The organism is Lacticaseibacillus parakribbianus, assembly GCF_025490915.1.
Taxonomy (GTDB): Bacteria; Bacillota; Bacilli; order Lactobacillales; family Lactobacillaceae; genus Lacticaseibacillus; species Lacticaseibacillus parakribbianus.
The window spans coordinates 45743-70415 of record NZ_JANQBA010000005.1; the positions used below are offsets into that span (position 1 = coordinate 45743).

At 64.2% G+C, this 24673-nt stretch carries 24 protein-coding genes and 1 tRNA gene; 16 read left to right on the forward strand and 9 right to left on the reverse strand.

The features are described 5' to 3' along the window. Positions 1-40 precede the first annotated feature (40 nt). Positions 41-511, forward strand: a complete 471-nt coding sequence (gene rpsG / locus NUH19_RS05815; protein ID WP_225048035.1) for a 30S ribosomal protein S7 — start codon at positions 41-43, stop codon at positions 509-511. 93 nt (positions 512-604) lie between these two features. Beyond that, positions 605-2692, forward strand: coding sequence for an elongation factor G (gene fusA / locus NUH19_RS05820; protein WP_262315614.1), 2088 nt, complete (start codon positions 605-607; stop codon positions 2690-2692). Positions 2693-2839: 147 nt separating this feature from the next. On the opposite strand, the gene NUH19_RS05825 is transcribed toward fusA, so the two are convergent. Next, positions 2840-3058 carry a hypothetical protein gene (locus NUH19_RS05825; RefSeq protein ID WP_262315615.1) on the reverse strand — a complete coding sequence of 73 codons (219 nt, stop codon included), beginning with the start codon at positions 3056-3058 and terminating at the stop codon, positions 2840-2842. A 139-nt stretch (positions 3059-3197) separates the two neighbouring features. On the opposite strand from NUH19_RS05825, the gene NUH19_RS05830 reads away from it, so the two are divergent. From NUH19_RS05830 to NUH19_RS05855, 6 genes are all read left to right on the forward strand, one after another. Next, on the forward strand, positions 3198-4487 hold the full coding sequence (locus NUH19_RS05830; protein ID WP_262315616.1) for a hypothetical protein: 1290 nt from the start codon (positions 3198-3200) through the stop codon (positions 4485-4487). Positions 4488-4632: 145 nt separating this feature from the next. Next, on the forward strand, positions 4633-5370 hold the full coding sequence (locus NUH19_RS05835) for a sulfite exporter TauE/SafE family protein (RefSeq protein ID WP_262315617.1): 738 nt from the start codon (positions 4633-4635) through the stop codon (positions 5368-5370). A gap of 11 nt (positions 5371-5381) precedes the next feature. Next, positions 5382-6191: a putative ABC transporter permease gene (locus tag NUH19_RS05840; RefSeq protein WP_262315618.1), complete on the forward strand. Its 810-nt coding sequence runs from the start codon at positions 5382-5384 to the stop codon at positions 6189-6191. Positions 6192-6425: 234 nt separating this feature from the next. Further along, the gene (locus NUH19_RS05845) at positions 6426-6737 is read left to right on the forward strand and encodes a hypothetical protein (RefSeq protein WP_262315619.1); all 312 of its coding nucleotides are present in this window, start codon (positions 6426-6428) and stop codon (positions 6735-6737) included. Beyond that, positions 6730-7380, forward strand: a complete 651-nt coding sequence (locus NUH19_RS05850; protein WP_262315620.1) for a DNA alkylation repair protein — start codon at positions 6730-6732, stop codon at positions 7378-7380. The genes NUH19_RS05845 and NUH19_RS05850 overlap by 8 nt, the downstream gene beginning before the upstream one ends. A 564-nt stretch (positions 7381-7944) precedes the next feature. Next, positions 7945-9414, forward strand: coding sequence for an MFS transporter (locus NUH19_RS05855; RefSeq protein WP_262315621.1), 1470 nt, complete (start codon positions 7945-7947; stop codon positions 9412-9414). A gap of 93 nt (positions 9415-9507) precedes the next feature. On the opposite strand, the gene pepT is transcribed toward NUH19_RS05855, so the two are convergent. The 3 genes from pepT to NUH19_RS05870 form a co-directional block, all read right to left on the reverse strand. Further along, complete coding sequence (gene pepT / locus NUH19_RS05860) at positions 9508-10740, reverse strand: peptidase T (protein WP_262315622.1); 1233 nt, start codon at positions 10738-10740, stop codon at positions 9508-9510. A 1-nt stretch (position 10741) separates the two neighbouring features. Further along, positions 10742-11110: a DUF6483 family protein gene (locus tag NUH19_RS05865; RefSeq protein WP_262315623.1), complete on the reverse strand. Its 369-nt coding sequence runs from the start codon at positions 11108-11110 to the stop codon at positions 10742-10744. Between the two features lie 237 nt (positions 11111-11347). Then, positions 11348-12535, reverse strand: coding sequence for an aminotransferase-like domain-containing protein (locus NUH19_RS05870; RefSeq protein ID WP_262315624.1), 1188 nt, complete (start codon positions 12533-12535; stop codon positions 11348-11350). A 129-nt stretch (positions 12536-12664) separates the two neighbouring features. On the opposite strand from NUH19_RS05870, the gene NUH19_RS05875 reads away from it, so the two are divergent. Beyond that, positions 12665-13564 (forward strand): LysR family transcriptional regulator, encoded by a 900-nt coding sequence (locus NUH19_RS05875; RefSeq protein ID WP_262315625.1) that lies wholly within the window; start codon positions 12665-12667, stop codon positions 13562-13564. Positions 13565-13766: 202 nt separating this feature from the next. Here NUH19_RS05875 and NUH19_RS05880 read toward each other — a convergent pair whose 3' ends face one another. Then, the gene (locus NUH19_RS05880) at positions 13767-14240 is read right to left on the reverse strand and encodes a ribonuclease H family protein (protein WP_262315626.1); all 474 of its coding nucleotides are present in this window, start codon (positions 14238-14240) and stop codon (positions 13767-13769) included. 106 nt (positions 14241-14346) lie between these two features. Here NUH19_RS05880 and NUH19_RS05885 point away from each other — a divergent pair, with 106 nt between their 5' ends. Genes NUH19_RS05885 through brnQ form a run of 3 tightly spaced genes read left to right on the forward strand, consistent with a single transcriptional unit; the run spans position 14347 to position 17251 of the window. Then, positions 14347-15156 (forward strand): Cof-type HAD-IIB family hydrolase, encoded by an 810-nt coding sequence (locus NUH19_RS05885; RefSeq protein WP_262315627.1) that lies wholly within the window; start codon positions 14347-14349, stop codon positions 15154-15156. 30 nt (positions 15157-15186) lie between these two features. After that, on the forward strand, positions 15187-15927 hold the full coding sequence (locus NUH19_RS05890) for a histidine phosphatase family protein (RefSeq protein WP_262315628.1): 741 nt from the start codon (positions 15187-15189) through the stop codon (positions 15925-15927). Continuing rightward, on the forward strand, positions 15920-17251 hold the full coding sequence (gene brnQ / locus NUH19_RS05895) for a branched-chain amino acid transport system II carrier protein (protein ID WP_262315629.1): 1332 nt from the start codon (positions 15920-15922) through the stop codon (positions 17249-17251). The genes NUH19_RS05890 and brnQ overlap by 8 nt, the downstream gene beginning before the upstream one ends. 78 nt (positions 17252-17329) lie before the next feature. Here the strand turns inward: brnQ and NUH19_RS05900 are convergent, their stop codons facing one another. Further along, positions 17330-17584 (reverse strand): DUF2187 domain-containing protein, encoded by a 255-nt coding sequence (locus NUH19_RS05900; protein ID WP_262315739.1) that lies wholly within the window; start codon positions 17582-17584, stop codon positions 17330-17332. Positions 17585-17764: 180 nt separating this feature from the next. On the opposite strand from NUH19_RS05900, the gene NUH19_RS05905 reads away from it, so the two are divergent. The 3 genes from NUH19_RS05905 (at position 17765) to NUH19_RS05915 (ending at position 20431) form a co-directional block, all read left to right on the forward strand. Beyond that, positions 17765-18109, forward strand: a complete 345-nt coding sequence (locus NUH19_RS05905) for a hypothetical protein (protein WP_262315630.1) — start codon at positions 17765-17767, stop codon at positions 18107-18109. Between the two features lie 442 nt (positions 18110-18551). Next, positions 18552-19361, forward strand: coding sequence for a Cof-type HAD-IIB family hydrolase (locus NUH19_RS05910; RefSeq protein WP_262315631.1), 810 nt, complete (start codon positions 18552-18554; stop codon positions 19359-19361). Positions 19362-19438: 77 nt separating this feature from the next. Then, positions 19439-20431 (forward strand): aldo/keto reductase, encoded by a 993-nt coding sequence (locus NUH19_RS05915; protein ID WP_262315632.1) that lies wholly within the window; start codon positions 19439-19441, stop codon positions 20429-20431. A 261-nt stretch (positions 20432-20692) separates the two neighbouring features. Here NUH19_RS05915 and NUH19_RS05920 read toward each other — a convergent pair whose 3' ends face one another. From NUH19_RS05920 to NUH19_RS05930, 3 genes are all read right to left on the reverse strand, one after another. Then, positions 20693-23209, reverse strand: a complete 2517-nt coding sequence (locus NUH19_RS05920; protein WP_262315633.1) for an excinuclease ABC subunit UvrA — start codon at positions 23207-23209, stop codon at positions 20693-20695. 95 nt (positions 23210-23304) lie between these two features. Continuing rightward, positions 23305-23377: transfer RNA gene (locus NUH19_RS05925), tRNA-Thr, on the reverse strand. Between the two features lie 84 nt (positions 23378-23461). Next, on the reverse strand, positions 23462-24103 hold the full coding sequence (locus NUH19_RS05930) for an HD domain-containing protein (protein WP_262315634.1): 642 nt from the start codon (positions 24101-24103) through the stop codon (positions 23462-23464). A gap of 68 nt (positions 24104-24171) precedes the next feature. Here NUH19_RS05930 and NUH19_RS05935 point away from each other — a divergent pair, with 68 nt between their 5' ends. Next, on the forward strand, positions 24172-24585 hold the full coding sequence (locus tag NUH19_RS05935) for a MarR family winged helix-turn-helix transcriptional regulator (RefSeq protein ID WP_262315635.1): 414 nt from the start codon (positions 24172-24174) through the stop codon (positions 24583-24585). Positions 24586-24673: the final 88 nt, after the last annotated feature.

Sequence of the window (24673 nt, forward strand, 5' to 3'; positions counted from 1 at the left end):
CCGCTTTGGCGGTTAAACTACCCATAAGGAGGCTATCAGCATGCCACGTAAAGGCAATGTTTCAAAACGCGACGTTTTACCCGATCCAGTGTACAATTCCAAGCTGGTCACTCGCCTGATCAACCACTTGATGATCGACGGGAAGCGCGGTAAGGCGCAAACCATTCTGTACGATGCATTCGATATCATCAAGAAGGAAACCGGCAACGAACCTTTGGATGTCTTCGAACAGGCCATGAAGAACGTGATGCCTGTCCTCGAAGTCAAGGCTCGTCGTATCGGGGGTTCCAACTACCAAGTCCCGATCGAAGTACGTCCGGACCGTCGCACGACCTTGGGTCTGCGGTGGATCGTTCAATACTCACGTGCTCGTGGCGAACACACCATGGACGACCGTCTTGCACGGGAAATCATGGACGCCGCTAACAACACCGGTGCCGCAGTCAAGAAGCGTGAAGACACGCACAAGATGGCTGACGCTAACCGCGCGTTCGCACACTATCGTTGGTAAGACTGATTTGGCTATTATATCCGAATGCTGGCATATAGTAGCCAATTCTTTTATCCGAAAATACAACAAAATTGAGAGGAGCAACACATTCACATGGCCAACAAGCGTGAATTTCCGTTAGACCGGACCCGTAACATCGGGATCATGGCCCACATCGATGCTGGTAAGACCACGACGACTGAACGGATTCTGTACTACACTGGTAAGATCCACAAGATCGGTGAAACCCATGAAGGGGCTTCGCAGATGGACTGGATGGCCCAGGAACAAGAACGTGGGATCACGATCACGTCCGCTGCCACCACCGCGTTCTGGAAGAACAACCGAATCAACATCATCGACACCCCAGGGCACGTTGACTTCACCATCGAAGTTGAGCGTTCCCTGCGTGTCCTTGACGGTGCGGTCACCGTTCTGGACGCCCAGGCTGGGGTTGAACCTCAGACTGAAAACGTGTGGCGTCAGGCCACCACGTACTCCGTTCCGCGCCTGGTTTTCGTCAACAAGATGGACAAGATTGGTGCGGACTTCAAGTTCTCCGTTGAAAGCCTGCACGATCGCCTGGGCGCTAACGCTCACGCCGTTCAGCTGCCGATCGGCGCCGAAGACAACTTCGAAGGCGTCATCGACCTGCTCGAGATGAAGGCCGACCTGTACGACGAAGACGAACTGGGTTCCGAATGGGACGTTGTCGACATCCCGGACGACTACAAGGAAGCGGCCGAAGAGGCCCACAACGCCTTGGTTGAAGCCGTGGCCGACGTCGATGACGGCATCATGGACAAGTACCTGGAAGGCGAGGAAATCTCCATCGCCGAGCTGAAGGCTGCCATCCGTAAGGCCACCCTGGCCTTGGAATTCTACCCTGTTTTTGCCGGCTCCGCCTTCAAGAACAAGGGTGTTCAGATGATGCTTGACGGGGTCGTTGACTACCTGCCATCCCCACTGGACGTGAAGCCTTACAACGCGACGGATCCGGACACCGGTGACGCCGTTGAGCTGACCGCCGGCGACGACAAGCCGTTCGCCGCCCTGGCCTTCAAGATTGCCACCGATCCGTTCGTTGGCCGTCTGACCTTCATCCGTGTCTACAGTGGGACGCTGCAGGCGGGTTCCTACGTGCTGAACGCAACCAAGGACAGCCGCGAACGTGTCGGCCGTCTGCTGCAGATGCACAGTAACACCCGGATGGAAATCCCAGAAGTCTTCTCCGGTGATATCGCTGCGGCGATCGGCCTGAAGAACACGACGACCGGGGATTCCCTGACCGATGTTGACCACCCGCTGATCCTCGAATCCCTTGAAGTGCCGGAACCGGTTATCCAGGTTTCCATCGAGCCTAACTCCAAGGAAGACCGGGATAAGCTGGACGTTGCGCTTCAAAAGCTTTCCGAAGAGGACCCGACCTTCCGTGCCGAGACCAACCCGGAAACCGGCGAAACGCTGATCGCCGGCATGGGCGAGCTGCACCTGGACATCATGGTTGACCGCATGAAGCGCGAATTCAAGGTTGAAGCCAAGGTCGGCGAACCTCAAGTTGCCTACCGTGAAACCTTCACCAAGACCGCGAGTGCCCAAGGTAAGTTCGTTCGTCAGTCCGGTGGTAAAGGTCAGTACGGTGATGTTTGGGTTGAATTCACCCCGAACGAAGAAGGCAAGGGCTTCGAGTTCGAAGACGCCATTGTCGGTGGTGTGGTTCCGCGTGAATACATCCCAGCCGTTGAAGCAGGTCTGAAGGACGCGATGGCTAACGGTGTCCTCGCCGGCTACCCGCTGATCGACGTCAAGGCCAAGCTGTACGATGGTTCCTACCACGAAGTCGATTCTAACGAAACGGCCTTCAAGGTTGCGGCCTCGATGGCGCTGAAGGCAGCCGCCGCCAAGGCCGGTGCCGTGATCCTCGAACCGATTATGCACGTTGAAGTCGTGGCGCCTGAAGCCTACCTCGGCGACATCATGGGTCAGGTGACCGCCCGTCGCGGCCGCGTTGAAGCCATGGAAGCCCGTGGTAACGCCCAAGTCGTTAACGCGATGGTACCGCTGGCCGAAATGTTCGGTTACGCCACCACCCTGCGTTCCGCGACCCAGGGCCGTGGGACCTTCACGATGACCTTCGACCACTACGAAGCAACGCCGAAGTCCATCCAAGAAGAAATCATCAAGAAGAACGGCGGCCAGTAAGCCACTGCTCCTCACAAGAACAGCCCTCGCGAGTTTCGGCTTGCGAGGGCTGTTTTGTGTGGTCGGCTTGAGGCCGCGAAGGCGCCAGGGTGCCGGCTCACCCCGGCCGGTGGCGACGTGTGGCCCGGCTGCAGGTGAATTCGGCGGTCAGTGCCGTTCAGCGGCCGTTGCCAGGCGCCACAGGCGAACGGCGTGGTAGGCGGTCAGAATTAGCCACAGCAGCGCCGGCAGCACCCACAGCCAGCCGCGCGGCCCGACGGTGCGAAACTCCGCGCGACCCTGGTAGGTGGTGTAGCCGGCGGCGAAGGCGAACACGACGACGGCAATCAGGCGGTACAACAGCAGTTGTTTGTACGTGAACCCCATGACGTTTCCTCCCCTTTGCGATAGGCAAGGCAAGCCTATCACCGCGGCATGTAAGCGTCAAACATTTTGACCAATTAGTGATTGCGAGGCGACTGACGAATGATTAGAATATGATTAATGACAAATTAGGAGGCGGGGGATGGGACCGTTTCGCCTTGAGTTAAAGAAGCAGCCCTGGCTGCTGCACCTGGCCGGGCTGGTAGCGCTGACGCTGCTGTTTTGTGTTCCCTTGGGGCATCAGCTGGGAATTTTACAGACGACTTACTCGTACACGGATGGCATGCGTCACGCCGATTATGAGCATCGAACCGCGGCGGCCGCACACCAAGAGATGGTGACCGCGCAGAAGTCGACGGTGGCGGCGCTGGCGGCGCAGACCAAGACAGTGGCCAACAAGGCGTCCAGTGCGGCTTTAAAGGCGGTTCGGGCAATCAAGGCACCGCTGCTCGCGCATCAATACCTGGCCGTTGATTCGATTCTGCTGGACGTCATCACGCGGTATCCCGAGTTGGTCTACCGCCATGAGCTCTACGACTTGCTTGGCGGTCCTTACGTATCCGGGCAGGTGACGGCGTGGGAGTCAGCGACCAAGCGCCTCAGGTATGCCATTCAACACGGTGTCGATCACCCGCTGACCTCTGACGACACGCAGAGCTCGACCGTTGCAACGTATGATGTCTTCAGCAGATACGGCAGTTATGTCTGGAAAAGGCTTTGGCTTAATGGCGGGATGCACGTTTGGTACAAAATTAATCCCGGCACTGCCCTGACGTGGCTGTTCTTGTGTTACGCCACGCTGGTTCTCGCCAGCGTTTTCAACTTCGACCGGCGCAACCATACCGAGAACCTGATGCGGCTGACACCGCGCGGGGACCTCGGGATGATTGTCACCCGGGCGGCCGTGACGGTCGCGCTGATCGGTGCCGTGGCGATCGGCTTCACGCTGCTGGGCAACGCGGCCAACGCGATTGTGTCGGGCCACATCTGGGGCAGCTGGTCCTACCCGCTGGTGACGGTGGCGCATTCGACGGCCTACGTCTCGCCGGTGTGGCAGTACATCGGCAATGAGCTGTTGCTTTTGATGCTGTGGGTGTTCGTGCTGAGCGGCTTTACCTTCGTTTTCTCCCAGGTGGTGCATAACCTGTTGCTGCTGTTGGCGTTGGATGCGCTGACCTTCCTGGCGGTGCCGCTGCACCTGATGGAGCTGCTACCGCTGGCGGTGCAAAAGCTGACGCCGGCCTTTTACACCAACCCACCGGCGCTGTTCGCCCAAGACCAGCAGTTTCGTGGCATTGTCAGCCTGGTGCCGGTGTGGCTGGTGTTTCTCGGCTGGGGCGTGGCGGCCTGGGTGTTCGGGGCCTTCCTGCTGCGAGCCCGGACCCGTGGCTACTGGCGGCGCAGCCAGGGACCGCGCAAGGCCGCGGCATAGCATCCAAAAACGGGGCCGCGGTTCCGTTTTTTTGATGGCTCGCTGGGCAAAACCCGTGCGATTACGGTCAGGCAAGTGAAACCGCATCCGGCGCCGAAGTTTGCTACAATGGAGGCAACAGGCGAGAGCCGGATGGGATGGGGCCATGAGTTGGATATGGGTGATGCTCGGGGCGGGGACGCTGGCCGGGCTGGTGCAAGGGGTCACGGGGTTTGGCTCCGGCATCATGATGATGATTTTTCTGCCGGCCCTGCTGCCGATTGGGCGCAGCGCGGGGGTCTCGACGCTGACGATGGTGGTGGCCAACCTGATGATGGTCTGGCGCTACCGGCATGCGCTGAAGTGGCGGCGGCTGCCGGTGCCGTTCCTGATTTACTCGGCGGTGGCGACCTGGTCGGTGCATCTGGGGACTAGGCTGCCGGTGCCGACGCTCAAGGCGCTGCTCGGGGCGCTTTTGATCGCGATTGCGACCTACTTTACGCTCAGCCGCGAAGCCGGGACGCACCGCTTCGCAACCTGGGTGACGCTGGTGTTCATGGTGGTGTCGGGCTTTTTCAACGGGCTGTTCGGCATCGGGGGACCGCTGATGGCGCTGTACTTCCTGACCCTGGCCGACTCCAAGGAGGCGTACCTCGCGTCGATTCAGACCTTCTTCATGCTCGACACGCTCTACGTGACCACGATTCGCTTCGCCGGCGGGGTGCTTCACCTGGGGGATCTGCGGCTGGTGGCGCTGGGGCTGGTCGGCGGCCTGCTCGGGACGCTGATCGCCAATCGCATTGTGGTGCGGCTGGACGTCGCCGCCATCAGCCGGCTGGTCTACGTGTTCATCGGCCTGAGCGGCGCCTACTATCTGCTGACCGCACTGCTGCAACGCGCGTAAGGAGGACACACATGCACTCACCACAGCTGCTCGGACTCGAGCAAGCCTTCTCAAGCTGGATCCTGTACTTTTTCGCCTACGCCTTCGTCGGCTGGGTCTGGGAAAGCGGGTTCGTCAGTGTGCAAAAACGCCGCTGGGTGAACTCCGGCTTCCTGAACGGCCCGTGGATTCCGGTTTACGGCTTCGCGATGACCGCCGTCTTAGCCGCCATCGCCCCGTTTCAAAACAACATCGTCGCGCTGTACCTGCTGTCGGCGGTCGTGATCACCATCATCGAGTACGTGACCAGCTGGCTGATGGAGGCGCTGTTTCACGCGCGGTGGTGGGATTACAGTAACGTGCCGCTGAACCTCAACGGCCGCGTCGCCTTGCCAATCTCGGCCTTTTGGGGGCTGGGGATGGTCGTGATCGTCAAGTACGTTCACCCGCTGGTCTCGCAGGTGGTCGGCCGCGTCGACACGACGTACGGCATGTTCGCCAGCTTCCTGTTGATCGCGCTGTTCATGTTCGACCTGGGCTTCACGCTCGCCAACATGCTGGCGTTCGGCGCGGCGACCAAGCGCATCGGCGACGCCATCGAGGGGCAAAAAAAGGCGCTGGCTGCGGCCGCGGCGGCGGCCGGCGACCGGCTGGAGCAGGAGTACCCGTGGCTTGAGCAGTACCGAAAGGACGCGGCGGCCCGGGCCAAGCTGCCTCGCCTGAGCTACGTCCAGCGGCGCATCCTCAAGAGCTTCCCGAACCTGCGCCTGAACGACACGACGACCTCGGCCAAGGACATCGCGGCCCTGGCCGAGGTGCTGAGGAAGCGGCGGAAAAAGTAACCAGGGCGTAAGACCGCGCTGCGGTCTGGAGCTCGACGTAACCAGAGCGCAGCGGCGCGATTTTAGCCGGACGATTAGCGTTGGGTTGGGCATTGGGCCTGAACTTGGCCCGGTGTCCGACCCGAGCTAATCGTTCCGGCGTTGCGCAGCGGAGCTCGACGAAACCATAGCGCAGGTCGGCGGGATTAGCGGGACGGGTAGCCCGGTGACCAGCCCAGACGATTGGAGGAACACATGACGACGGAAGATTTCGGCACCAACCCCGCTCAAGCCGGGCTGAGCGACCGCACCCCGGCCGGGCACTACCGGCTGCTGACGGCCTCCGGCAGTGAGTATGAGATCGAGATTTTGCCAAGCGGGAGGCGGCGGGTGCGGCGGCACAACGCCAACGCGGCGCTGCGGCGAGACGACGACTGGCTGCTTTTGGCCGGCATCAAGGCGCAGATTGGCCGGCCGGCGGTGCTGATCCTGGAGCCGCTGGGGGAAGGCGCCGTCACGACGCGGCTGACCACGCCGGTGGTGGCAGTGGTGGTTGACGATGAGTGAGCAACGCGCGGTGATGACGCTTGTCGGCGACCCGGTCAAGGCGCCGCAGATGGCGGCCTACATGAAAAACCAGTTCCCGTTTCTGGGGGTGCAAAGCGTGGCCCGGCGAGCTCAGAGCCGGCCGTGGCTTCAGGCCGCCAAGACGCGGCCGGTGCCGACCGTTTTGACGCGGGTGCGGGAGCTCTACGCCCGACCGGAGCGGGAGTACCAGTACGTCGCGGTCGACCTGGCGCTGGCCGTCGCGCCGCGGCTGAGCCTGGCCGACCTGCTGGCGCTGAGGCCGCTGGTGACCGAAAAACCTTGGTGGGACACGGTCGATGCGTGGCGCGGGGTCTACGGCGCCGCCTTGGCCCGGCACCAGGACTGGCGCAACCCGCTGTACGGGATGTTCGCCGAACGCCCGGCCATGTGGGAGCGGCGCATCGCCATCACGCTGCAACTGATGGAAAAGGCTAACACCGACCGGGACCTGCTGACGGCGGCGATTGTGTACGACCGGCAGACGGACGAGTTCTTCATCCAAAAGGCGATTGGTTGGGCCCTGCGCCAGTACAGCAAAACCGACCCGCAGTGGGTGCGAGACTTCCTGGCAAATCACACGCTGAGCCGCCTGGCGACGCGGGAAGGCAGCAAGTTCCTGTGAGGAAGACGGGTCGCCTGACGCGGTTCCAACGCGCGAGGCAAATTGCTTGACGGAAAATTGGTCTGGTGTTAAGCTACACTCGAATGATTGTTCTTGTGCGGGGAGGCGGCCAAGGCCTTGGCTGCCGCAGTATCCACCGCGCGGGACTGCGCCAGCGGTTCGCACCAAGGCGACGGCCCCCACCCATGCCATGCCGCAGTGTATCGTCACACGGCTTTCAACTCGAGAGTTTTCGTGCAACCCCGGGACCATACTTAGGGGAAGACCAGGGACGCCGCACCACCCCACCGGCTGCAGGCCGGCCACCGCGACTCCCAGACGAGTTAGCCGCGCGGATGACCGGAACCGCTGGGCGCAATTGCACCACTTTGGTTAGACGAAGCCAGTCACGTAACCGAATCAGAACGCGGCCGCCGGGGGCTCACCCCTCGGTGGCTTTGCCGCGCCCGGCGCAACCAATTGCGGTTGCGCCGGGCGTTTTTGGCGTGGCGGCTTGCGTCCGGCGACCGACAGGTGTTGAATGGATAGGTACGTCAAATTTTCACGCAGAGAGAAGCGAGCATCTTGTCCAAACGCAACACCCTGATTGTCACCATCGCGCTGCTGTTGTCCAACGCCATGAGCGGCCTGGACGGCACCATCGTCACCACGGCGCTGCCGGCCATCATCGCCGACCTGCACGGGCTCAAGTGGATGGCGTGGATCGTCGCCATTTTCCTGCTCGGCACCGCGGTGTCGACCTTGGTGTGGAGCAAGCTGGGCGAGCGGGTCGGCAACAAAAAGGCCTACCAGCTGGCCGCGGCGTTCTTCGTGGTCGGCAGCTTCTTGCAGGGGCTGGCCCCGAACATGCTGTTTTTGATCCTCGCCCGGGCGATCGCCGGCATCGGCAACGGCGGCATGATCAGCCTGCCTTACATCATCTACGCCAAGCTCTACGAGAACCCGCGCAAGCGCATGCAGGTGCTGGGGCTGGTCAGCGCGTTCTACTCGACGGCGACCATCATCGGGCCCTTGGTCGGCGGCGCGATTGTCGACCTCTTCACCTGGCACTGGGTGTTTTACATCAACGTGCCGATCGGGCTTTTGTCGGCGATTCTGGTGCAGGTCTTTTACACCCACGAAACCGTGACCCCCAGCCGCGCCAAAACGGACTACCTCGGCGCCGGCCTGATGGTGATCGGGCTGGTCAGCCTGCTCGGGGCCCTGGAGCTGGTCGGCTTGACCAGCCCGTGGCTGATCCTGCTGCCGCTGGCCGTCGCCGCGGCCAGCTTCGCCGCCTTGATTAAGGTGGAGCGAGCGGCCGCCGACCCGATCGTGCCGGGGCGGCTGTTTCGCAACGGGCCGCTGGTGGTCGACTTTGTGCTGTTCACCATCATCTGGGGGGCGTTCATGGGCTTTTTGACCTACAGCCCGATGTGGGCCCAGGCGCTGCTCGGCACCACCGCCCTGATCGGCGGGGCGACCCAGATTCCCAGCTCGGTCACGGATATCATCGGCTCCGAGGCGGTGCCGGCGCTGAGGCGGCGCTTCTCGCCGCACCAGGTGCTGACGCTCAACATCGTGCCGCTGACGTTGGCTTTCGTGGTGCTGGTATTCGCCGGTGTCAAGGCGCCGTACTGGGTGCTGCTGGTCGCCGGGGCGCTGGAAGGTTTTGGCAACGGGGGCTGTTTCAACGAGCTGCAGGTCAAGGTGCAACAAGACGTTGACGCGGCCGACATGCCGGTGGCCACGTCCTTCTCCTTCCTGATTCGGATGCTCAGCCAGACCTTCACCACCGCGATTTTCGGCCTGCTGATGAACCAGGAGCTGTTCGCCGGCGTCCGGCGGTCGCACGGCACCATCACGATGGCGATGCTCAACAAGCTGTCGGATGCCGCAAGCGTCAAGAGCCTGCCGGCGCGGCTGTTGCCGCAGATGCGCGACATTTTGCACAACGGGCTGCACCGCATCATGCTGCTGGCGCTGGCCCTGATGCTGATCGCCTTGGTGATCAACCTCTGGGCCCAGCGTCGCGAGGCCAAGGCCCTGGCCTAGGCGTCAAAAGCGGCGCCGGTTCGGCCGCAATTAAAATCGGCTTGTCCAATTGGGCAAGCCGATTTTTGGGATTGGGTCAAGCCGCGGCGCGGTTCACGCCAGCGTCGGGCTCAGCCGCGCGATGTTGACCAGGACCTCGGCCAGCTTGGCAATCGCCTCCAGCGACACGCATTCGTAAGGCCCGTGGAAGTTCAGGCCGCCGTTGAAGAGGTTGGGGGTCGCAAGCCCCGCGGCGGTCAGCTTGCTGCCGTCGGTGCCGCCGCGAAAGGGGGCGTAGTGCGGGGTCAGCCCCGCCCGGCGAATCGCGGCCTCGGCCAGCCTGAGCGGCGTGGGGTCAAGGTCTAAGACGGGCTTGGGGTTTTGGTACTGGTCGTGTAGCGTTAGGCTCAGCCGTGGTTCGTCAAGCGTCGCGTTCAGGGCGGCGACGGCCCGGCGCAGCTGGGCCTTGCGCCTGGCGAATCCCGCCGTCGTGAAGTCGCGGAGGATGTAGGTCAACGTGGTTGAAGCGACCCCGCCGCGGAATTGGTCGAGCATGAAAAAACCGTCGTGACCGGCCACGTTTTCCGGTCGCTCGGCCGCCGGCAGCGCCGCGTCCAGCCGTTCGCCCAGGGTGATCGCGTTGACCAAAAGGCCCTTGGCGTCGCCCGGGTGAACGGCGCGACCGCGGATGGTGACCGTCGCCTCGGCCGCGTTGAAGGTCTCGTCTTCAATCTGGCCGAGCTCGCCGTTGTCCAGGGTGTAGGCGAAGGCGGCGCCGAAGGCCGTGACAGCGAGGCGGTCGGCACCGACGCCGATTTCCTCGTCGGGACCAAAGGCCAGGCGAATCGGGCCGTGCGGGATTTCGGGATGGGCCAGCAGCTCGCGAAGTGCGGCCATCGCCCCGGCGATGCCGGCCTTGTCGTCGGCGCCGAGCAGCGTGGTGCCGTCGGTGGTGACCAGCGTCTGGCCAAAGAAGCGCTGCAGCGCCGGGAACTCGGCCACAGTCAGGCTCAGCCCGTTGGCCCAGTGGATCGGCTCGCCTTGGTAGTCGGGGTGGTACTGGGGCCGGACGTGTTCGGCGGCAAAGTCGGCGGTGTCCAGGTGGGCGATCCAGCCGATGACTGGGCCGGGGGCGGTGCCGGGCAGCGTGGCGGTGACGAAGCCATCGGCCGGGTTCAGCGTCGCGTCGGTGAGGCCGAGGGCTTGAAGCTCTTGGACCAGCTGCTTGGCCAGCACGGTTTGGCCCGGCGTCGAGGGGACGCGGTCGGCCAAGGCAGCGTCGGAGCGGGTGTTGATCGTGACGTAGCGGGTAAGGTCGCGTTGAATGGCGGTTAAGTCGCGGGTCATGTCACGCCTCCCCCGCCTGGATGCGCGTTAGCTGCGCCAGGCCGGCGGCGATGTCCTCGCGGCGGTATTCGGCGTTGGCCAAGGCGTCGTCGTCCAGGGCGTTGAGCCGGGTGAAAAACCAGGTGCCAAGCGCGATGAACTGCGCCTCCGGCACCGCGTAGCGCCGGGCAAACAGGTCGCGGGTGGCGCCGTGCAGGTCGCCGGCAGCAATTGCCGCCGCAAGCTCGGCCTGGTAAGGCAGCCGCCGCGCGTCCGCTTGGGGGAACACGACCTCGTGGCTCGGCTCGCCGCCGCTGGCCCCGAGCATGGCCCCGAGGCCTCGGGCCAGCGCCTTGATCTGGCGCAGCAGCGGATCGGTTTCTTCTTGCATGGTACACGCCTCCTTTTGACTCACAGCGTAAGCCAATGCATCGCGAAATACAACTGGACACGTCGCGCCAAAAAAAGCCCGGCCGCGGCGCCTGCGGGTGAGGGTCGCGGTCGGGCACATACGGCTGACGGGCGGTACGGGTCCGGGTGCGGGACCGCACGGCGCGGTAGCCACGGGAAGCTGGCACGGGATTGCACGACGCGGTAGCCACGGGGAGCTGGCACGGAGTTGCAGGCGCTACCGCGCGACGACCTGCGCCGGGCGGCCGGCCGCGGTCAAGGCGGCACAGAGGCGCCGGCAGCCGCGGTCGATTTCGGCGAGACTGGCGCCGGTGAAGCTCAGCCGCGCCGCGTTTTGGAAGTGGCCGAAGGGGCTCAGGCCGCTGCCCGGCACCACCGTCACGTTCGCGTCGCGCAGCGGCCCCTGGGCGAAGGCTAGCATGTCGAAGCCTTGCGGCGCGGTCAGCCACAGGAAGAAGCCGCCTTCCGGGTGGGTCAGGGTGAAGCCGGAAGGTAGCGCCGCCGCCAGGTCCGTATGCATCCGGGCCATTTTGGCGCTGTACACTTCCTTCAGCCGGGCGATGTGGCGGTCCAGGTCGTTGCGCTGCAGGTAGGCGGCGACCGCCGCGGTGGTTAGGCCGCTGGTCTCCAGGTCACAGCCGCCTTTGAGGGCCCGCAGCGGCGCCATCAGGCTCGGGCCGGCGACCAGCCAGCCCAGGCGCAGGCTCGGCGCCAGGATTTTGGAGAAGCTCGAGACGAACACCACGCGGTCCTCGGTGTCGAAGGCCTTGATCGGCGGCAGCTGAACGCCGCGGTAGCGCAGCTGGCGGTACGGCGCGTCCTCCAGAATCACGACGTCGTAGCGGTTGGCCAAGGCGACCAAGGCGCGGCGCTTGGCCAACGACATCACGGTGCCGGTCGGGTTCTGGAAGTCGGGCACGGTGTAGATCATTTTGACCTTGCGGGTGGCGAGCACCTGCTGCAAGGCGGTCAGGTCCATCCCGTCTCGCTGCACCGGTACCTCGTAGTAGGTCGGCTGGTAGGCGTCAAAGGCCGACAGGGCCCCGATGTAGGTCGGCCCCTCGACCACCAGGCCGTCACCGGGGTCCAGCAGCAGCTTGGCCATCAGGTCCAGCGCCTGCTGGGCCCCTTGCGTGAGCATTAGGTCGGCTGCGGTGCAGGCCACCGCGTCCTGGCCCATGCGCTGGGCCAGCTGGCGGCGCAGCGCCAAGTCGCCGGTCGGCCCGGCGTATTGCAGGGTCTTCTCGCTGGCGCTTTGGGCCCAGGCGGCCGCCAGTGCGGCCTGGGGGAAAAGCGCCGGGTCGGGGTACCCGCCGGCAAAGGCGATGGTCTGCGCGTCCTTGGCGGCCAAAACACCGTCCAAGCCGTTGGTCTGATAAGCCTCAAGTCTCGCTGCCAATTTCATGCCGCTCACTCCGTTTCTATTGATTGACTTTATCGTAACCCGCTCCTATGATGAAGTAAACTTCAACTTGTTCAGCGGTGAGTGAACGTGATTCATCTAAAACAACCACGCCGCCGGAAGGGAGCCAACATGAGCAATTTCAGTTACGAGGTTTTTCGCGCCGTGGTCGAGCAGGGGACCTTCATTCAGGCGGCCAACAAGCTCAACGTCACACCCAGCGCCGTCAGCCACAGCGTCAGCCAGCTGGAGTCGGCGCTGGGGTTTCCGCTGTTCATCAGAAACCGCACCGGCGTCGAGCTGACGCCGGACGGGGCCGCCATTTTGCCGACGGTGCAGTCGATCCTGAACCTCGAGGACCAGCTGACCCAGATTGCCGACAACATCAACGGTCTCAACACCGGGCGGGTGCGGCTCGGCGCCTTCTCGTCGGTATCGACCAACTGGCTGGCGCCGATCATTTTGGACTTCAAGCGCCAGTACCCCGACGTCGACGTCAGCGTGATGCAAGGCAGCTTCAACGACATCGTCGCCCAGGTGCGAACCGGCGCCATCGACATCGGCTTCTCGCTGCTGCCGGCCGACGACAGCCTGGTGGTGACGCCCTTAATCGAGGATCCGATCTACTGCCTGACGCCGACCACCTTCACGCCGGCCAACGGGCGTGACATGACCGGCGCCGACATGGACGGCCACACCTTCATCCTGCAGCGCGGCGACTACGACCGCGATACCAAGGCGGCGCTGGACCGCTACCACGTCTCGACCAACTCGCTGAACTACTCGATCGACGACCAGTCGATTCTGTCGATGGTCGAATCCGGCCTGGGCTGGGGCATTTTGCCGCGGCTGGCCCTGACCAAGCTGACCGGGGACGTCAACGTCTACCCGCTGTCGCAGCCCTTCGCCCGGACGCTGTGCCTGGTGATGAACCCGACCACGCAAAAATCACCGTCGGTCGCCCACATGCTGACGGTGATCAAGGCCTTCTTGCGCCGCGAGTACGGCAAGGCCTGCCTGTTTGGGGAATGAGTCGCAGCGACCAATCCGGGCCGTCGCGCCACCCGGTGTTCGCGTGAGCGAGCGCTGCCCCTCACCCGACGATGGCCAGCTTTAATCGCCACAAAAAGCCGGCGACCGATTCAATCAGTCGCCGGCGCGAGTCGCGGTGGTGCAGACGGCCACCGCGAGCCGCGGGTGACGCTGTGGCGGTGCGGGTTTGCGGCTTGCCGCTTCACCGCGTCAGGTGGTCCATCGTCTTGTTCAGCGCCGCGTCGACCTCGTTGTTGTGCTGGTTGGTCGCGTGACCCTTGACCTTTTGGAAGGTTAGGTCGTCGAAGCGGGCGACCTGGGCGAGGAGCTTTTGCCACCGCTCCGCGTTGATCACCGGCTTGCTGCCCTTTTGCCAGCCGTTTTGGCGCCATTTGACGTACCACTTTTGGGTCATCGTGTTGATGACATAGGCGGAGTCGGAGTAGACGGTCACCGGCAGGTCCGTGCGTTTGAGCGCGGTCAGGCCCTCGATGACGGCGGTGATCTCCATGTAATTGTTGGTGCGACCGAACTCGCCGCCGGTCAGCATCTTCTGGTGCTCGCCGTAGATGAGCAGCGCGGCCCAGGCGCTTTTGTCGGTGGGCCGCACGGAGCCGCCGGCGACGTTGCCGGTGTTGCGGTTGCCGCCGTCGGTGTAAAGTTGAATTTCTGCCATGTTTACCTCCCGTAACTCTATCAGTGTACTTGCTGACACGGGTTTGGGCAAATCGGGGATTATCTGCTAAAATTGAGGCCAAGCCATATTGAAGGGAAGTCTCGCCATGCCACGCAAACTGATTGCCTTGGACCTCGACGGCACCACGCTGGACCGCGCCGGTCGCCTGGCCGCCCCGACCATCCAGACGCTGCAGGCGGCGACCGCCGCCGGCCACCTGGTGGTGATCGCCACCGGTCGCCCCGACGCGATTTCGGAGGACCTCTACGACCAACTCGGGCTGACCGGGCCGATGATCAACTTCAACGGCGCCTTGATTCACGTGCCGCACCGCGACTGGGCCGCCGAACGCGCGGTGACCATGCCGATCGCCACGGCGCTTGCGCTGCGGGAGCTCAAGGCCGAATTTGACATCAAGGTGATGGTGGCGGAGGGCAAGCGCTTACTGCGGGCCGATCACGGCTACGTCAACGTGCCGTTCTTGCCCGACCTGCCGCACCCAACCGCGCTGTTGGACGCGGCGGGGCTGACCCAGGCGCCGATCTCGGTCACCATGTTCATCGATGACCGCGACCTGACGCCCTTGACCGCGGCGGTGGCCGCGCGGTTCCCGCAGCTGACCGCCAAGACCTGGGGGGCCTGGAGCGGCGAGAACACCGCCCTTGAGGTGACCGCCGGCAACGCGTCGAAGTCCCGGGCCCTGGCCTACGTTGCCGGTGCTTACGGCATCGCCCAGCAAGACATTGTCGCGTTCGGCGACGACTTGAACGACCTGGACATGATTCAATACGCCGGCGTCGGCGTCGCGATGCAAAACGCGCGGCCGGAGATTCTAGCGGCGGCCGACGCCGTCACGCCGACGGACAACGACCACCAAGGCGTCGCCAACTTCCTGGTGCGGTACCTGCACCTGTAGCTCGCGCAAGTTTGGAAAGGATAATGACTGATGACAGAAATCTGGCTGGTGCGGCATGGCCAAACCGAGTACAACCGGCAAGACCGGGTTCAGGGGATGGCCAACTCCGCGCTGACCGCCCAAGGCGTGGCCGATGCCGACGCCTTGGGCCGCGGCCTGGCCCAGGCCGGGGTTCACTTCGCTGCGGCCTGGGCCAGTGACCTGACCCGCGCCGCCGACACCGCGCGGCATGCGCTGGACGCCGCGGGGCAGTCGCGCCTGGCACTGACGCTTCACACCGGGCTGCGGGAGGAGAATTACGGCAAGTTCGAGGGGCAGTTGACCAATGATTTTGCCCAGGCGGTCTTCGGGCTGCCGGACTTCACCCAGGCCTTGTTGGACCACCGGCTGAGCCTGGCGCAGATTGCCGACGCGACCTACGCCGCCAACGCCGGGGCCAACGGGGCGGAGGACAACGCGATGGTGCAGCGGCGCTTCGACGCCGCGATGCGCGATATCGTGGGTCAGGCCCCGGGCCCAAACCTGCTGGTGGTCGCCCACGGCACGGTGGTTTTGATGTGGCTGGCGCTTTTGGGCTTTGACACCCACGGCCAGGAGATGCTGCACAACTGCAGCGTGACCCGGGTGGCCTGGGATGGCTCGCGCTTCAGCGTCGGCGCCTTCGACGACTTGAGCCTGGTGGCGGCGGGGCGGCGCGGTGCCGCGGCGACCGGTGCGACCGCTCGCCACACCGGCGAAGCGGGTTCGGCCGCGGGACCGCGGCATGAGTAGCGCGAAGCCGACGCCGCGGCAGCTGTGGGTAATCGGGGCGATGCTGTTCGGCCTGTTCTTTGGGGCCGGCAACCTGATTTTCCCCGTGTTCGTCGGGCAGCAGGCGGGGGCGAACCTGCCCTGGGCGATGGTCGGTTTCCTGGCCTCCGGGGTCGGCCTGCCGCTGCTCGGGGTCGCGGCCATCGGGATGACCGGCAGCGCCGGGGTGTTCGAGCTGGCCGCCAAGGTCGGGCGTCCTTACGCGTATGTGTTCACCATCGCCTTGTACCTGTGCATCGGCCCGGCGTTCGCGCTGCCGCGGCTCGCGTCGATCTCGTATGAGGTCGGATTGGTGCGGTTCGTCGCGCCGGGATCAACGCACTGGGCGTTGGCCGCCTATTCGGTGCTGTTCTTCGGGACGGCCTGGTGGTTCGCCCGGCGGCCGAGCCAGATCATGACCTACGTTGGGAAGTTCCTGACGCCGGCCTTCCTGGTGACGCTTGGGGTGCTGTTGGCCGCCGCGGTGTTCAGGCCGCTGGGCGGTGGCGGGGCCGCGGTCGCCGGCTACCAGGGCCAGCCCTTGACCACCGGCTTCACCGATGGCTACGCGACGATGGACGCGCTGGCGGCCCTGGCCTTTGGCATCATCGTGGTCGACGCGATTCGCGGCCTGGGCGTGACCGCGCCCAAGGCGGTGGCCGGCGCCACGATTCGCGCCGGGGTGCTGGCCGCGACCTTGATGGGCGTGGTGTACGTGCTGCTGGCGCTGCTGGGCAAAAACGCCCTGGGCCGTTTTGGTCGCGCGACCAACGGTGGTCCGATTCTGGCCAACGTCGCCCATGCCTACTTCGGCGACTTCGGCAACGTGCTGTTGGCCATCATCGTGGTGCTCGCCTGCCTCAAAACGGCGATCGGCCTGATCACGGCGTTCGGTGACACCTTCAAGGCGCTGTTCCCGCGGCTGCCTTACCCGCTTTTGATCGGCGTGGCGACCGTGGTGCCGCTGGTGTTCGCCAACGTCGGGCTCGACCGGCTGCTGGCGGTTTCCACCCCGGCCTTGATGGCGCTGTACCCGCTGGCCATCGTGCTGATTGCCTTGGCGCTGGCGAGTCCGTGGCTCGGCGAGTCGCGCTGGCTGTTCGGCACGGTGACGCTGGCGACGGCGGGGCCGGCCCTGCTGGACGGGCTCAACGCGCTGCCGGCGGCCTGGCAAGGCGGCTGGGTCGGCCAACTGCTGGCCCTGGCGGCGCATCTGCCGGGTTCGGCGGTCGGGCTCGGCTGGTGCGTTCCGGCCGCCATCGGCCTAGTGGTCGGCCTAGGCCTGGCTCGCCACTGCGACGCCTGAAGACACGAACGGCCCGGGGCAAAAGCGCCTCGGGCCGTATTTCATGTCTAGATTAATGCGCCAGGCGGCAGCGGCTGGCTAGTGCTCTTCCGCTTCGGCCGGTTCTGGGTTCGGGCGGCCGCCGCCCAGGTTCTTCACAATCGCCTTAAAGTTGATCACGATTTTGAAGTTCAGCTCCGCGGCGTTTTGCTTGTCGGCGGATTCGTAGTCGGTGATGATCAAAAGCGCCGAGTTCTCGTAGACCTTCTGAACGGTGCCGGTGAATGGACGCTCCATGTCCTCCTTCACCTTCACGGTTAAGGTGTCGCCGAGGTGGATGTCTTCCTTCTTCAACAGAATCATTTCCTTTCACGACTCAATGGGTCTTCAATTGATAGGGAGCATAGTATAACAAGCGATTGGATAAATCAAGTGATTTATCGCTTTTCTTAACGTTTCGTTAGGATTTGCCAACAGCCGGGCACTGGAATATGCTAGGGATGAACCTTATACACGAAAGGATGGCTGTCGACAATGGCAGATGGAACGTTGACCATCAGCGAATTGACCCCCGAAGCACAGCATGCAGCGGTGGAATCGTTCGCCAAATTTTACTTGGATAAGTACCAGCACGAGGGACTCGACCTGTTCGCGCAGATCGATACCAGTGGCCACATCGCGGATATCAATCAGTGGCTGGTTGATAACGTGAACTTTCTTCACGATGAGAAGTTGCAGGGCCTGGTTCAAAACCGCAGCGATAACTTCATTGCGCTGCTGAAGGTCCTGAAGTCCACCTTCAACGCGAACGGCATTCCCGACATTCCGTGGCAGACCTGGTTCGACCGCGAAATTGCCGCGGTGGCCCAAGGACGCTAACGCTTTACGCCTCGCGGTGCGGGGCGTTTTTTTGTCCCAGAGCGGAGCGGGGCGGTTAGGCGAGCGGCTAGCGTGGGGCTGGGGTTTGAGGCCGAACTTGGCCTCAGGCACCGGCCCTAGCAGGCCGCGTCGCCGATGCCCCGCGGAGCTCGACGACCCAGAGCGGAGCCGAGCGGGTTTAGCCGGACGAGTAGCGTGGGGTTGGGCATTGGGCCTGGGCTTGGTCCAGTGGCCGACCCAAGCTAGTCGCTCCGGCGTTGCTCAGCGGAGCTCGACGACCCAGAGCGGAGCTGGACATTCTCGTGTGGCTCAGCGCAGCTCGCCGCCCCCAGATTGACGCCGTGCGAGTCGCTCGCTTTTCGTTGCCCTGGCACCGAAACTCAACGTGCCCAAACCGGGGCGTGAGTGGTAGGCTAAAGGAAGCAAGAAAAGGAGGCACACGATGGACAACCTATACCTGATTGTCAGCGACGTTGACGGCACCCTGGCCTACGACGCCGCGACGATATCGGCTGGCACCAAGGCCGCGGTCAACCGGCTTTTGGCGGCCGGCCACCTGTTTTACCTGGCCACCGGGCGCATGTATAATTTAGCAGCTTTGATGGCGGCGCAAATCGGCCCCGGGGCGGAGATTATCGCGGCCAACGGCGCCGTCTATGATTTCGGCGGCTCGCGGGTGCATCACCTGCTGGGCGAGCCGGCGATCACCGCGATCGAGGCTGCCTGTGCGGCACACGACCTGGCCGCCTTGTACTTCACGGACGACATGGTGTACTACACCACGCCGCCGGCCCAGGCCATTCAGGACATGCTGACGCACTTCGCGCCGGCCAGCGCCCAAGTCGGGGTCGAGCAGCTCGAAGCGGCGGCGCTTGGCCAACGCGCCGGCGCCATCGCCAACGCGATTGTTTTTTCGCTGGACGATCCGGTCGGCCTGGCCGCCGTCGCCGCCAAGCTGAAGCGCGAGCCGGCGCTTGCGGTGTCGGCCAGCGACCCGACCAACCTGGAGCTGATTCCCCACCAGGTCGACAAGGCCAATGCGATCGCCGAGCTGCAGGCCAAAACGGGCATTCCCCCGGCTCGCACCATCGCGTTCGGCGACGGCCTCAACGACCTGGGGATGCTTCAGGCCGCCGGCATCAGCGTCGCGATGGGCAACGCGGTGCCGGCGGTCAAGGCGGCGGCGCGGTACCAAACCGTCAGCAACAAGGAGGACGGCGTCGCGCAGTTTTTGAACCACTTTTTCGCCTGAGTGGGCTTAAAGTTGCAAGCGCAGGCCAAGCGTGAGACGCTTAGCTGGGCCGAAGCGGCCCGGAAAGGATGAGTTCAATGTACAAAGCGAATGACACGAGATACGACAACGTGACCCCGCGGCCGCTGGGCAAAAGTGGCCTGGTACTGCCGCCGATCGCCCTGGGGCTGTGGCAGCATTACGGCTCCGCCGACCCGTATGCGGCACGGCGCGATGTGATTTTGGCCGCGTTCGACCGCGGGGTGTTTCACTTCGACGTGGCCAACCACTACGGCGACGGCGACTTTGGCTCCAGCGAGGCGCTGCTCGGCCAGGTGCTGGCGAGCGACTTGCGGCCGTACCGCGACGAGCTGGTGATCGCGACCAAAATCGGCTACGAGATTCACCCCGGCCCGTTCGGCACCGGCACCAGTCGCAAGGCGATTCTGCAGGGCATCGACGACTCGCTGGGCCGCCTGAATCTGGATTACGTCGACCTGCTTTACGCCCACCGCTTCGACACCACGGTGCCGGTCGCCGAGACGGTTCGCGCCTTGGACGACGTGGTCAAAGCCGGCAAAGCCTTGTACATCGGGGTGTCGAACTTCGACACCCCGCAGGCCCAAGAGGCGATCGACCGCTTCACGGCGCTCGGCACCCCGTTCGTGGTCGACCAGATGAGCTACAACCTGTTCAACCGCGACGTCGAGACCTCGGGGCTGCTCGACACGCTGCGCCGCGCGGGCGCCGGCCTGGTCGCTTACGGGCCGCTGTCGGAAGGCCTTTTGTCCGACCGCTACCTCGCGGGCATTCCGGACACCTTCAAGATTCACCCGACCAACCAGCAGACCTTCGCCAACGGCAAGGCGGCGGTGGTGCAACGCCTCAACCAGCTCAATGACCTGGCCCAAGGCCGCGGCCAGACGCTGGCCCAGATGGCCCTGGCGTGGCTTTTGCGCGACCCAATCGTCGCCTCGGTGCTGATCGGCACCACCAGCACGACGCACCTGCAAGACAACCTGCAGGCGCTGGACCACCTGGCCTTCACCGCAGACGAGCTGGCCGAGATCGACCGCTTGACGACGCTGTAAGCACCAGGCGCCGGGCCAGGCCGCCGCTTCCCGCTGGCCTGGGCCGTTCTCCCGGTGGCGCAGGTCGCGCGACTTCCCGGTGGCACCTGCGTCAGCGCCTCAATCACGTCAAAAGCACCCCGAACACCAGCAGCTGACTGCCGGGTCCGGGGTGCTTTTGCGTGAGTAACAAAATTTATTTGCAGTTAATCGATAGGCGGTGCGAGGCCGCAAGAGAGTGCATCGGCGGCGCGAATGATAGGTGCGGCCGCCGCGATAACATTATTTAACTGATTTGGCCTCAGCGAGCCCGAACTTGGCGAGGTGAGCGGCGAGGAATTCGCCGGTGTGACCGCTGCTTTGGGCGATGGCGGCCGGGGTGCCGGCGGCGACAATCTGGCCGCCGCGGCTGCCGCCTTCCGGGCCGAGGTCCAGCAGGTAGTCGGCGTTGGCCATCACGTCCAGGTCGTGCTCGATGGCCAAGACCGTGCCACCCTGGTCGAGTAGGCGCTGGAACACCTGCAGCAGGGTCTTGATGTCCAGCGGATGGAGCCCAACGCTCGGCTCGTCGAAGACGAACAAGGTGCCTTTTTGGGTGCGGCCCATGTGAGCGGAGAGCTTGAGGCGCTGGGCCTCGCCGCCCGACAGGCTCGGGGTGCTTTCACCCAGGTGCAGGTAGCCTAGCCCCATGTCGTGCAGCGTCTGCAAGGCGGCGGCGACGGCGGGTTGATCGGCCAAAACGGTCAGCGCGTGATCGACATCCAGGTCCAGCAGGTCGGCAATCGAGTAGCCGTGCCAGGTCACCTTCAAAACGTCCGGGTTGTAGCGCTTGCCACCGCAAGTCGGGCAGGTCTGCTGCATGTCCGGCAGGTACTGGATGTCCAGGCTGATGCTGCCGGTGCCGCCGCAGGTCGGGCAGGCGCCGGCCGCGACGTTGTAGGAGAAGTTGCTGGCGGTGTAGCCGGCCGCTTGGGCGGCCGGTTGGGCGGCGAAAAGCGCCCGCAGGTGGTCGAGAATCGGCGTGTAGGTCGCCACGGTGCTGCGCACGTTTTTACCCACCGGGGCGGCGTCGATGGCGACGACGCGGCGCAGACCGCCGCGGTGCAGGTCCTGCACGAAGCTCGGCGCCGGCTGGCGGCGGGTCGCGGTCAGGGCCGGCACCAAGGCGTCGAATACTAAGGTCGACTTGCCGGCACCGGAGAAGCCCGACACCACCGACAGCCGGTTGATCGGAAAGGCGGCGGTGAGGTGGTGGAGGTTGAAGCGGTCAGACACCGTCAGGCCGAACGTCTTGGTCGCAGGCGCCGCCTCGGGCCGGACGCGCAGCCGCGCGGTGCCGGTGAGGTAAGGGCCGATCAACGAATGCGGCGCCGCCGCCAGCTGCTGGGGGGTGCCTTGGTTGATCAGGCGACCGCCGCCGGCCCCGGCGACCGGACCGATCTCGATCACCGAATCGGCGGCCTCAATGATGGCGGTGTCGTGGTCGACCACCACCACGGAGTTGCCCTGGGCGACCAGGCCGCGCATCACGGCGATCAACCCGGCCACGTTGGCGGGGTGCAACCCGATCGACGGCTCGTCGAGGACGTACAAGACGCCGGTGGTCTGGGTGCGAAGCGTCCGGGCCAGCTGGATGCGCTGCAGCTCGCCGGTCGACAGGCTGGCACCGGCGCGGTCCAGGCTCAGGTAGTTGAGCCCCAGGTCGATCAGCGGCTTGAGGATGCCGGCGAGCTCCCGCAAAATGTCGTGGGCCAAGGGCTGCATGTCCTCCGGCAAGGCGGCGTAGACCTGGGGGATGAAGGCACTCAGCTGCGCCAGCGTCATCGCCGAGACCTGGGCGATGGTCTGCCCGGCCAGCAGCTGGGTCAAGAGCTTCGGGTCAAAGCGGGTGCCGTGGCAGGTCGGGCACAGGCCGAAGACGTAGAAGCGGTTGAGCCGCGCAATGGCGCGTTCGTTGGTGGTGGTGGCCATCGAGTCCAGCACCGCGTTGTAGGCGTTCTCGTAGACGGCGTTGTCCATGTGGAAAATTTTCCCGGTTTTGGACGGAATGTTAATCGCGTAATGGTTGCGCGGCCCGTGCCAGACAAAGTCCTGCTGGTCCTGCGGCAGCGCTTGGAAGGGCGTGTCGATGTCGATACCGGCGTATTGGGCAACGATCTGCATGAAGTTGCGGCCGGGCAGCCGCCAAGAGGCCACCGCGCCGTCGCGAATGGTCTTGGTTGGATCGGGAATCAGTCTGGTTTCGTCCAGGTGCTTGGCCTGGCCGGTGCCGTCGCAGGTGGGGCAGGCGCCGACGGAGTTGAAGGCGAAGCTTTCGGCGCCGTATAGCGGAAACACCGCCCCGCAGACCGGGCAGGTCAGCGTCGCGTCCTTGCCGGCGACGTCCATCGCATGGGCGATCTCAAGCGTCGGCGGCAGCTGGTGGCCGTTGGGGCAGCGCGGCGAGCCCAGCCGCGAGAAGGCCAGGCGAATCACGTTCAGGGCCTCGGTCGTGGTGCCGACCGTCGAGCGAATGCCCGGCACCACCGGCCGCTGCCGCAGCGCGATGGCACTGGGAATGTGCTGAATCGAATCGACCTGGGCGTGGCCGACCTGGCCCAAACGGCGCCTCGTGTAGGTGGACAGGGCCGAGACGTAGCGCCGCATGCCCTCGGCGTAAAGCACCCCCATGGCCAGAGACGACTTGCCGGCGCCGCTGGGCCCGGTGATGGCGATCAGCTGGTGCAGGGGAATGGTGACGTCGAGGTGCTTGAGGTTGTTGACGTGAGCCCCCTTGACGATGATGTCTGTTGGATTCATAACGCGGCCTTCTTTGCTTACTTTTATTCCATACTACCACAACAAAAATCCCGCTGAACGAATTCAGCGGGATTCACGCGTGTATTTCTAGCTTCTGCCGTCTACTGGATTCGAACCAGCGACCTCATCCTTACCATGGATGCGCTCTACCTACTGAGCTAAGACGGCATGTTGTCGTAAAACAACTGCCTGATTAATATACAATATTTCCGCGTGGGGTGCAACCCTTTGACCGAAAAAGTTTGTCGGTGCTTAACTTTGCCCGTCCCACTCGGCGTGAAACTCGGCGAGAAAGTCCTGCATCACGGCCTGGCGATGGGCGGCCAGACGCTTGGCCGCCGGCGTGTTCATCAGGGCGGCGAGCTTCAGGAGCTTCTCGTCGAAGTGGTTCAAAATGGTGCTTTCGGTACTCCGATAACCGGCCGCGTCCAGTTGTTCCCGCGGTTGGATTGCCGGGTCGTACAGCCGGCTGCCGTGAGCCCCGCCGTACATCATCGCCCGGGCGATGCCGATGGCGCCGATCGCGTCCAGCCGGTCGGCGTCTTGCACCAGCTGGCCCTCGAGGCTCAGCGGCTGCCGGCCGGCCAGGTTGGCCTTGAAGCTCATGTGATCGATGATTGCAAAAATCGCGGTGGCCTGCGCCGCCGTCGCCCCGGCCGCGGTCAGCACCGCGGCGGTGGCCGCCTTGGCCGCCGGCACCGAGGCGACCAACTTGTCGTCGTAGGTGTCGTGCAAAAGCGCCGCGGCCACGGCAATCGTCGCGTCGGCCGCCGGCGTCTGGCGCAGCAGGTTGCGGGTCGTCGCGACCACCCGGGTGATGTGATCCATCGCGTGGCCCGAGGCGTCTTGGGCCAGGATGTGTTGGGCGTGTGCCCAAAGCATTTTTTCGTTCATCGTAACCTCCTAATTCGTTGAGTTCCGCTACTGCACCCCGGTACAATTAAGTTAAGGAGGGCGTCGCTATGAAACTCAAACACTTGCAGATGAATCAGACGTTGAATCAGTTCAACCGCCTCAGTCCCGCCATTGACGACACCAAGCGGCCGCTGTCGCAGCAAAACCTGTTGTTCTGGGTGGCCGCCGAAGACCAGCCGCCGACCCCGTCGGCCCTGGCCGACGCCATGGGCCTGACCAAGGCCGCCATCACCAAGATGCTCAACCCCCTGATCGACGACGGGTTGCTGACCAAAACTATGGACGTTCGCGACAACCGCAGCTTCACCCTGTCGTTGACCCCGGCCGGCGAGGCTGAGGTCGCCGCCCTGAGCCCGACGTACTTCGAGCCGATGAACCGCCTGCGCGAGGGCATGGGCCAGACTCAGTTCGACCAACTGATCGAGCTGCTGGAAACGGCGAACGAGGTGTTGATGGATTAGAGAGGGCGGAACCGAGCGCTTAGCGGGACGGGTAGCCTAGCCGTGGCGTGTGGGCCCGATTTTGGCCCGGACGACGCGGCGTAGCTAG

What these genes read in the sequence shown, in the direction of transcription:
- NUH19_RS05890 (WP_262315628.1), top strand. Translation starts at nt 15,187, where the DNA reads ATGACAGAAATCTGGCTGGTGCGGCATGGCCAAACCGAGTACAACCGG.
- NUH19_RS05825 (WP_262315615.1), bottom strand. Translation starts at nt 3,058, where the DNA reads ATGGGGTTCACGTACAAACAACTGCTGTTGTACCGCCTGATTGCCGTC.
- fusA (WP_262315614.1), top strand. Translation starts at nt 605, where the DNA reads ATGGCCAACAAGCGTGAATTTCCGTTAGACCGGACCCGTAACATCGGG.
- NUH19_RS05880 (WP_262315626.1), bottom strand. Translation starts at nt 14,240, where the DNA reads ATGGCAGAAATTCAACTTTACACCGACGGCGGCAACCGCAACACCGGC.
- NUH19_RS05915 (WP_262315632.1), top strand. Translation starts at nt 19,439, where the DNA reads ATGTACAAAGCGAATGACACGAGATACGACAACGTGACCCCGCGGCCG.
- NUH19_RS05920 (WP_262315633.1), bottom strand. Translation starts at nt 23,209, where the DNA reads ATGAATCCAACAGACATCATCGTCAAGGGGGCTCACGTCAACAACCTC.
- NUH19_RS05930 (WP_262315634.1), bottom strand. Translation starts at nt 24,103, where the DNA reads ATGAACGAAAAAATGCTTTGGGCACACGCCCAACACATCCTGGCCCAA.
- NUH19_RS05935 (WP_262315635.1), top strand. Translation starts at nt 24,172, where the DNA reads ATGAAACTCAAACACTTGCAGATGAATCAGACGTTGAATCAGTTCAAC.
- rpsG (WP_225048035.1), top strand. Translation starts at nt 41, where the DNA reads ATGCCACGTAAAGGCAATGTTTCAAAACGCGACGTTTTACCCGATCCA.
- NUH19_RS05835 (WP_262315617.1), top strand. Translation starts at nt 4,633, where the DNA reads ATGAGTTGGATATGGGTGATGCTCGGGGCGGGGACGCTGGCCGGGCTG.
- NUH19_RS05875 (WP_262315625.1), top strand. Translation starts at nt 12,665, where the DNA reads ATGAGCAATTTCAGTTACGAGGTTTTTCGCGCCGTGGTCGAGCAGGGG.
- NUH19_RS05845 (WP_262315619.1), top strand. Translation starts at nt 6,426, where the DNA reads ATGACGACGGAAGATTTCGGCACCAACCCCGCTCAAGCCGGGCTGAGC.
- NUH19_RS05910 (WP_262315631.1), top strand. Translation starts at nt 18,552, where the DNA reads ATGGACAACCTATACCTGATTGTCAGCGACGTTGACGGCACCCTGGCC.
- NUH19_RS05865 (WP_262315623.1), bottom strand. Translation starts at nt 11,110, where the DNA reads ATGCAAGAAGAAACCGATCCGCTGCTGCGCCAGATCAAGGCGCTGGCC.
- NUH19_RS05840 (WP_262315618.1), top strand. Translation starts at nt 5,382, where the DNA reads ATGCACTCACCACAGCTGCTCGGACTCGAGCAAGCCTTCTCAAGCTGG.
- NUH19_RS05885 (WP_262315627.1), top strand. Translation starts at nt 14,347, where the DNA reads ATGCCACGCAAACTGATTGCCTTGGACCTCGACGGCACCACGCTGGAC.
- pepT (WP_262315622.1), bottom strand. Translation starts at nt 10,740, where the DNA reads ATGACCCGCGACTTAACCGCCATTCAACGCGACCTTACCCGCTACGTC.
- NUH19_RS05830 (WP_262315616.1), top strand. Translation starts at nt 3,198, where the DNA reads ATGGGACCGTTTCGCCTTGAGTTAAAGAAGCAGCCCTGGCTGCTGCAC.
- NUH19_RS05905 (WP_262315630.1), top strand. Translation starts at nt 17,765, where the DNA reads ATGGCAGATGGAACGTTGACCATCAGCGAATTGACCCCCGAAGCACAG.
- brnQ (WP_262315629.1), top strand. Translation starts at nt 15,920, where the DNA reads ATGAGTAGCGCGAAGCCGACGCCGCGGCAGCTGTGGGTAATCGGGGCG.
- NUH19_RS05850 (WP_262315620.1), top strand. Translation starts at nt 6,730, where the DNA reads ATGAGTGAGCAACGCGCGGTGATGACGCTTGTCGGCGACCCGGTCAAG.
- NUH19_RS05870 (WP_262315624.1), bottom strand. Translation starts at nt 12,535, where the DNA reads ATGAAATTGGCAGCGAGACTTGAGGCTTATCAGACCAACGGCTTGGAC.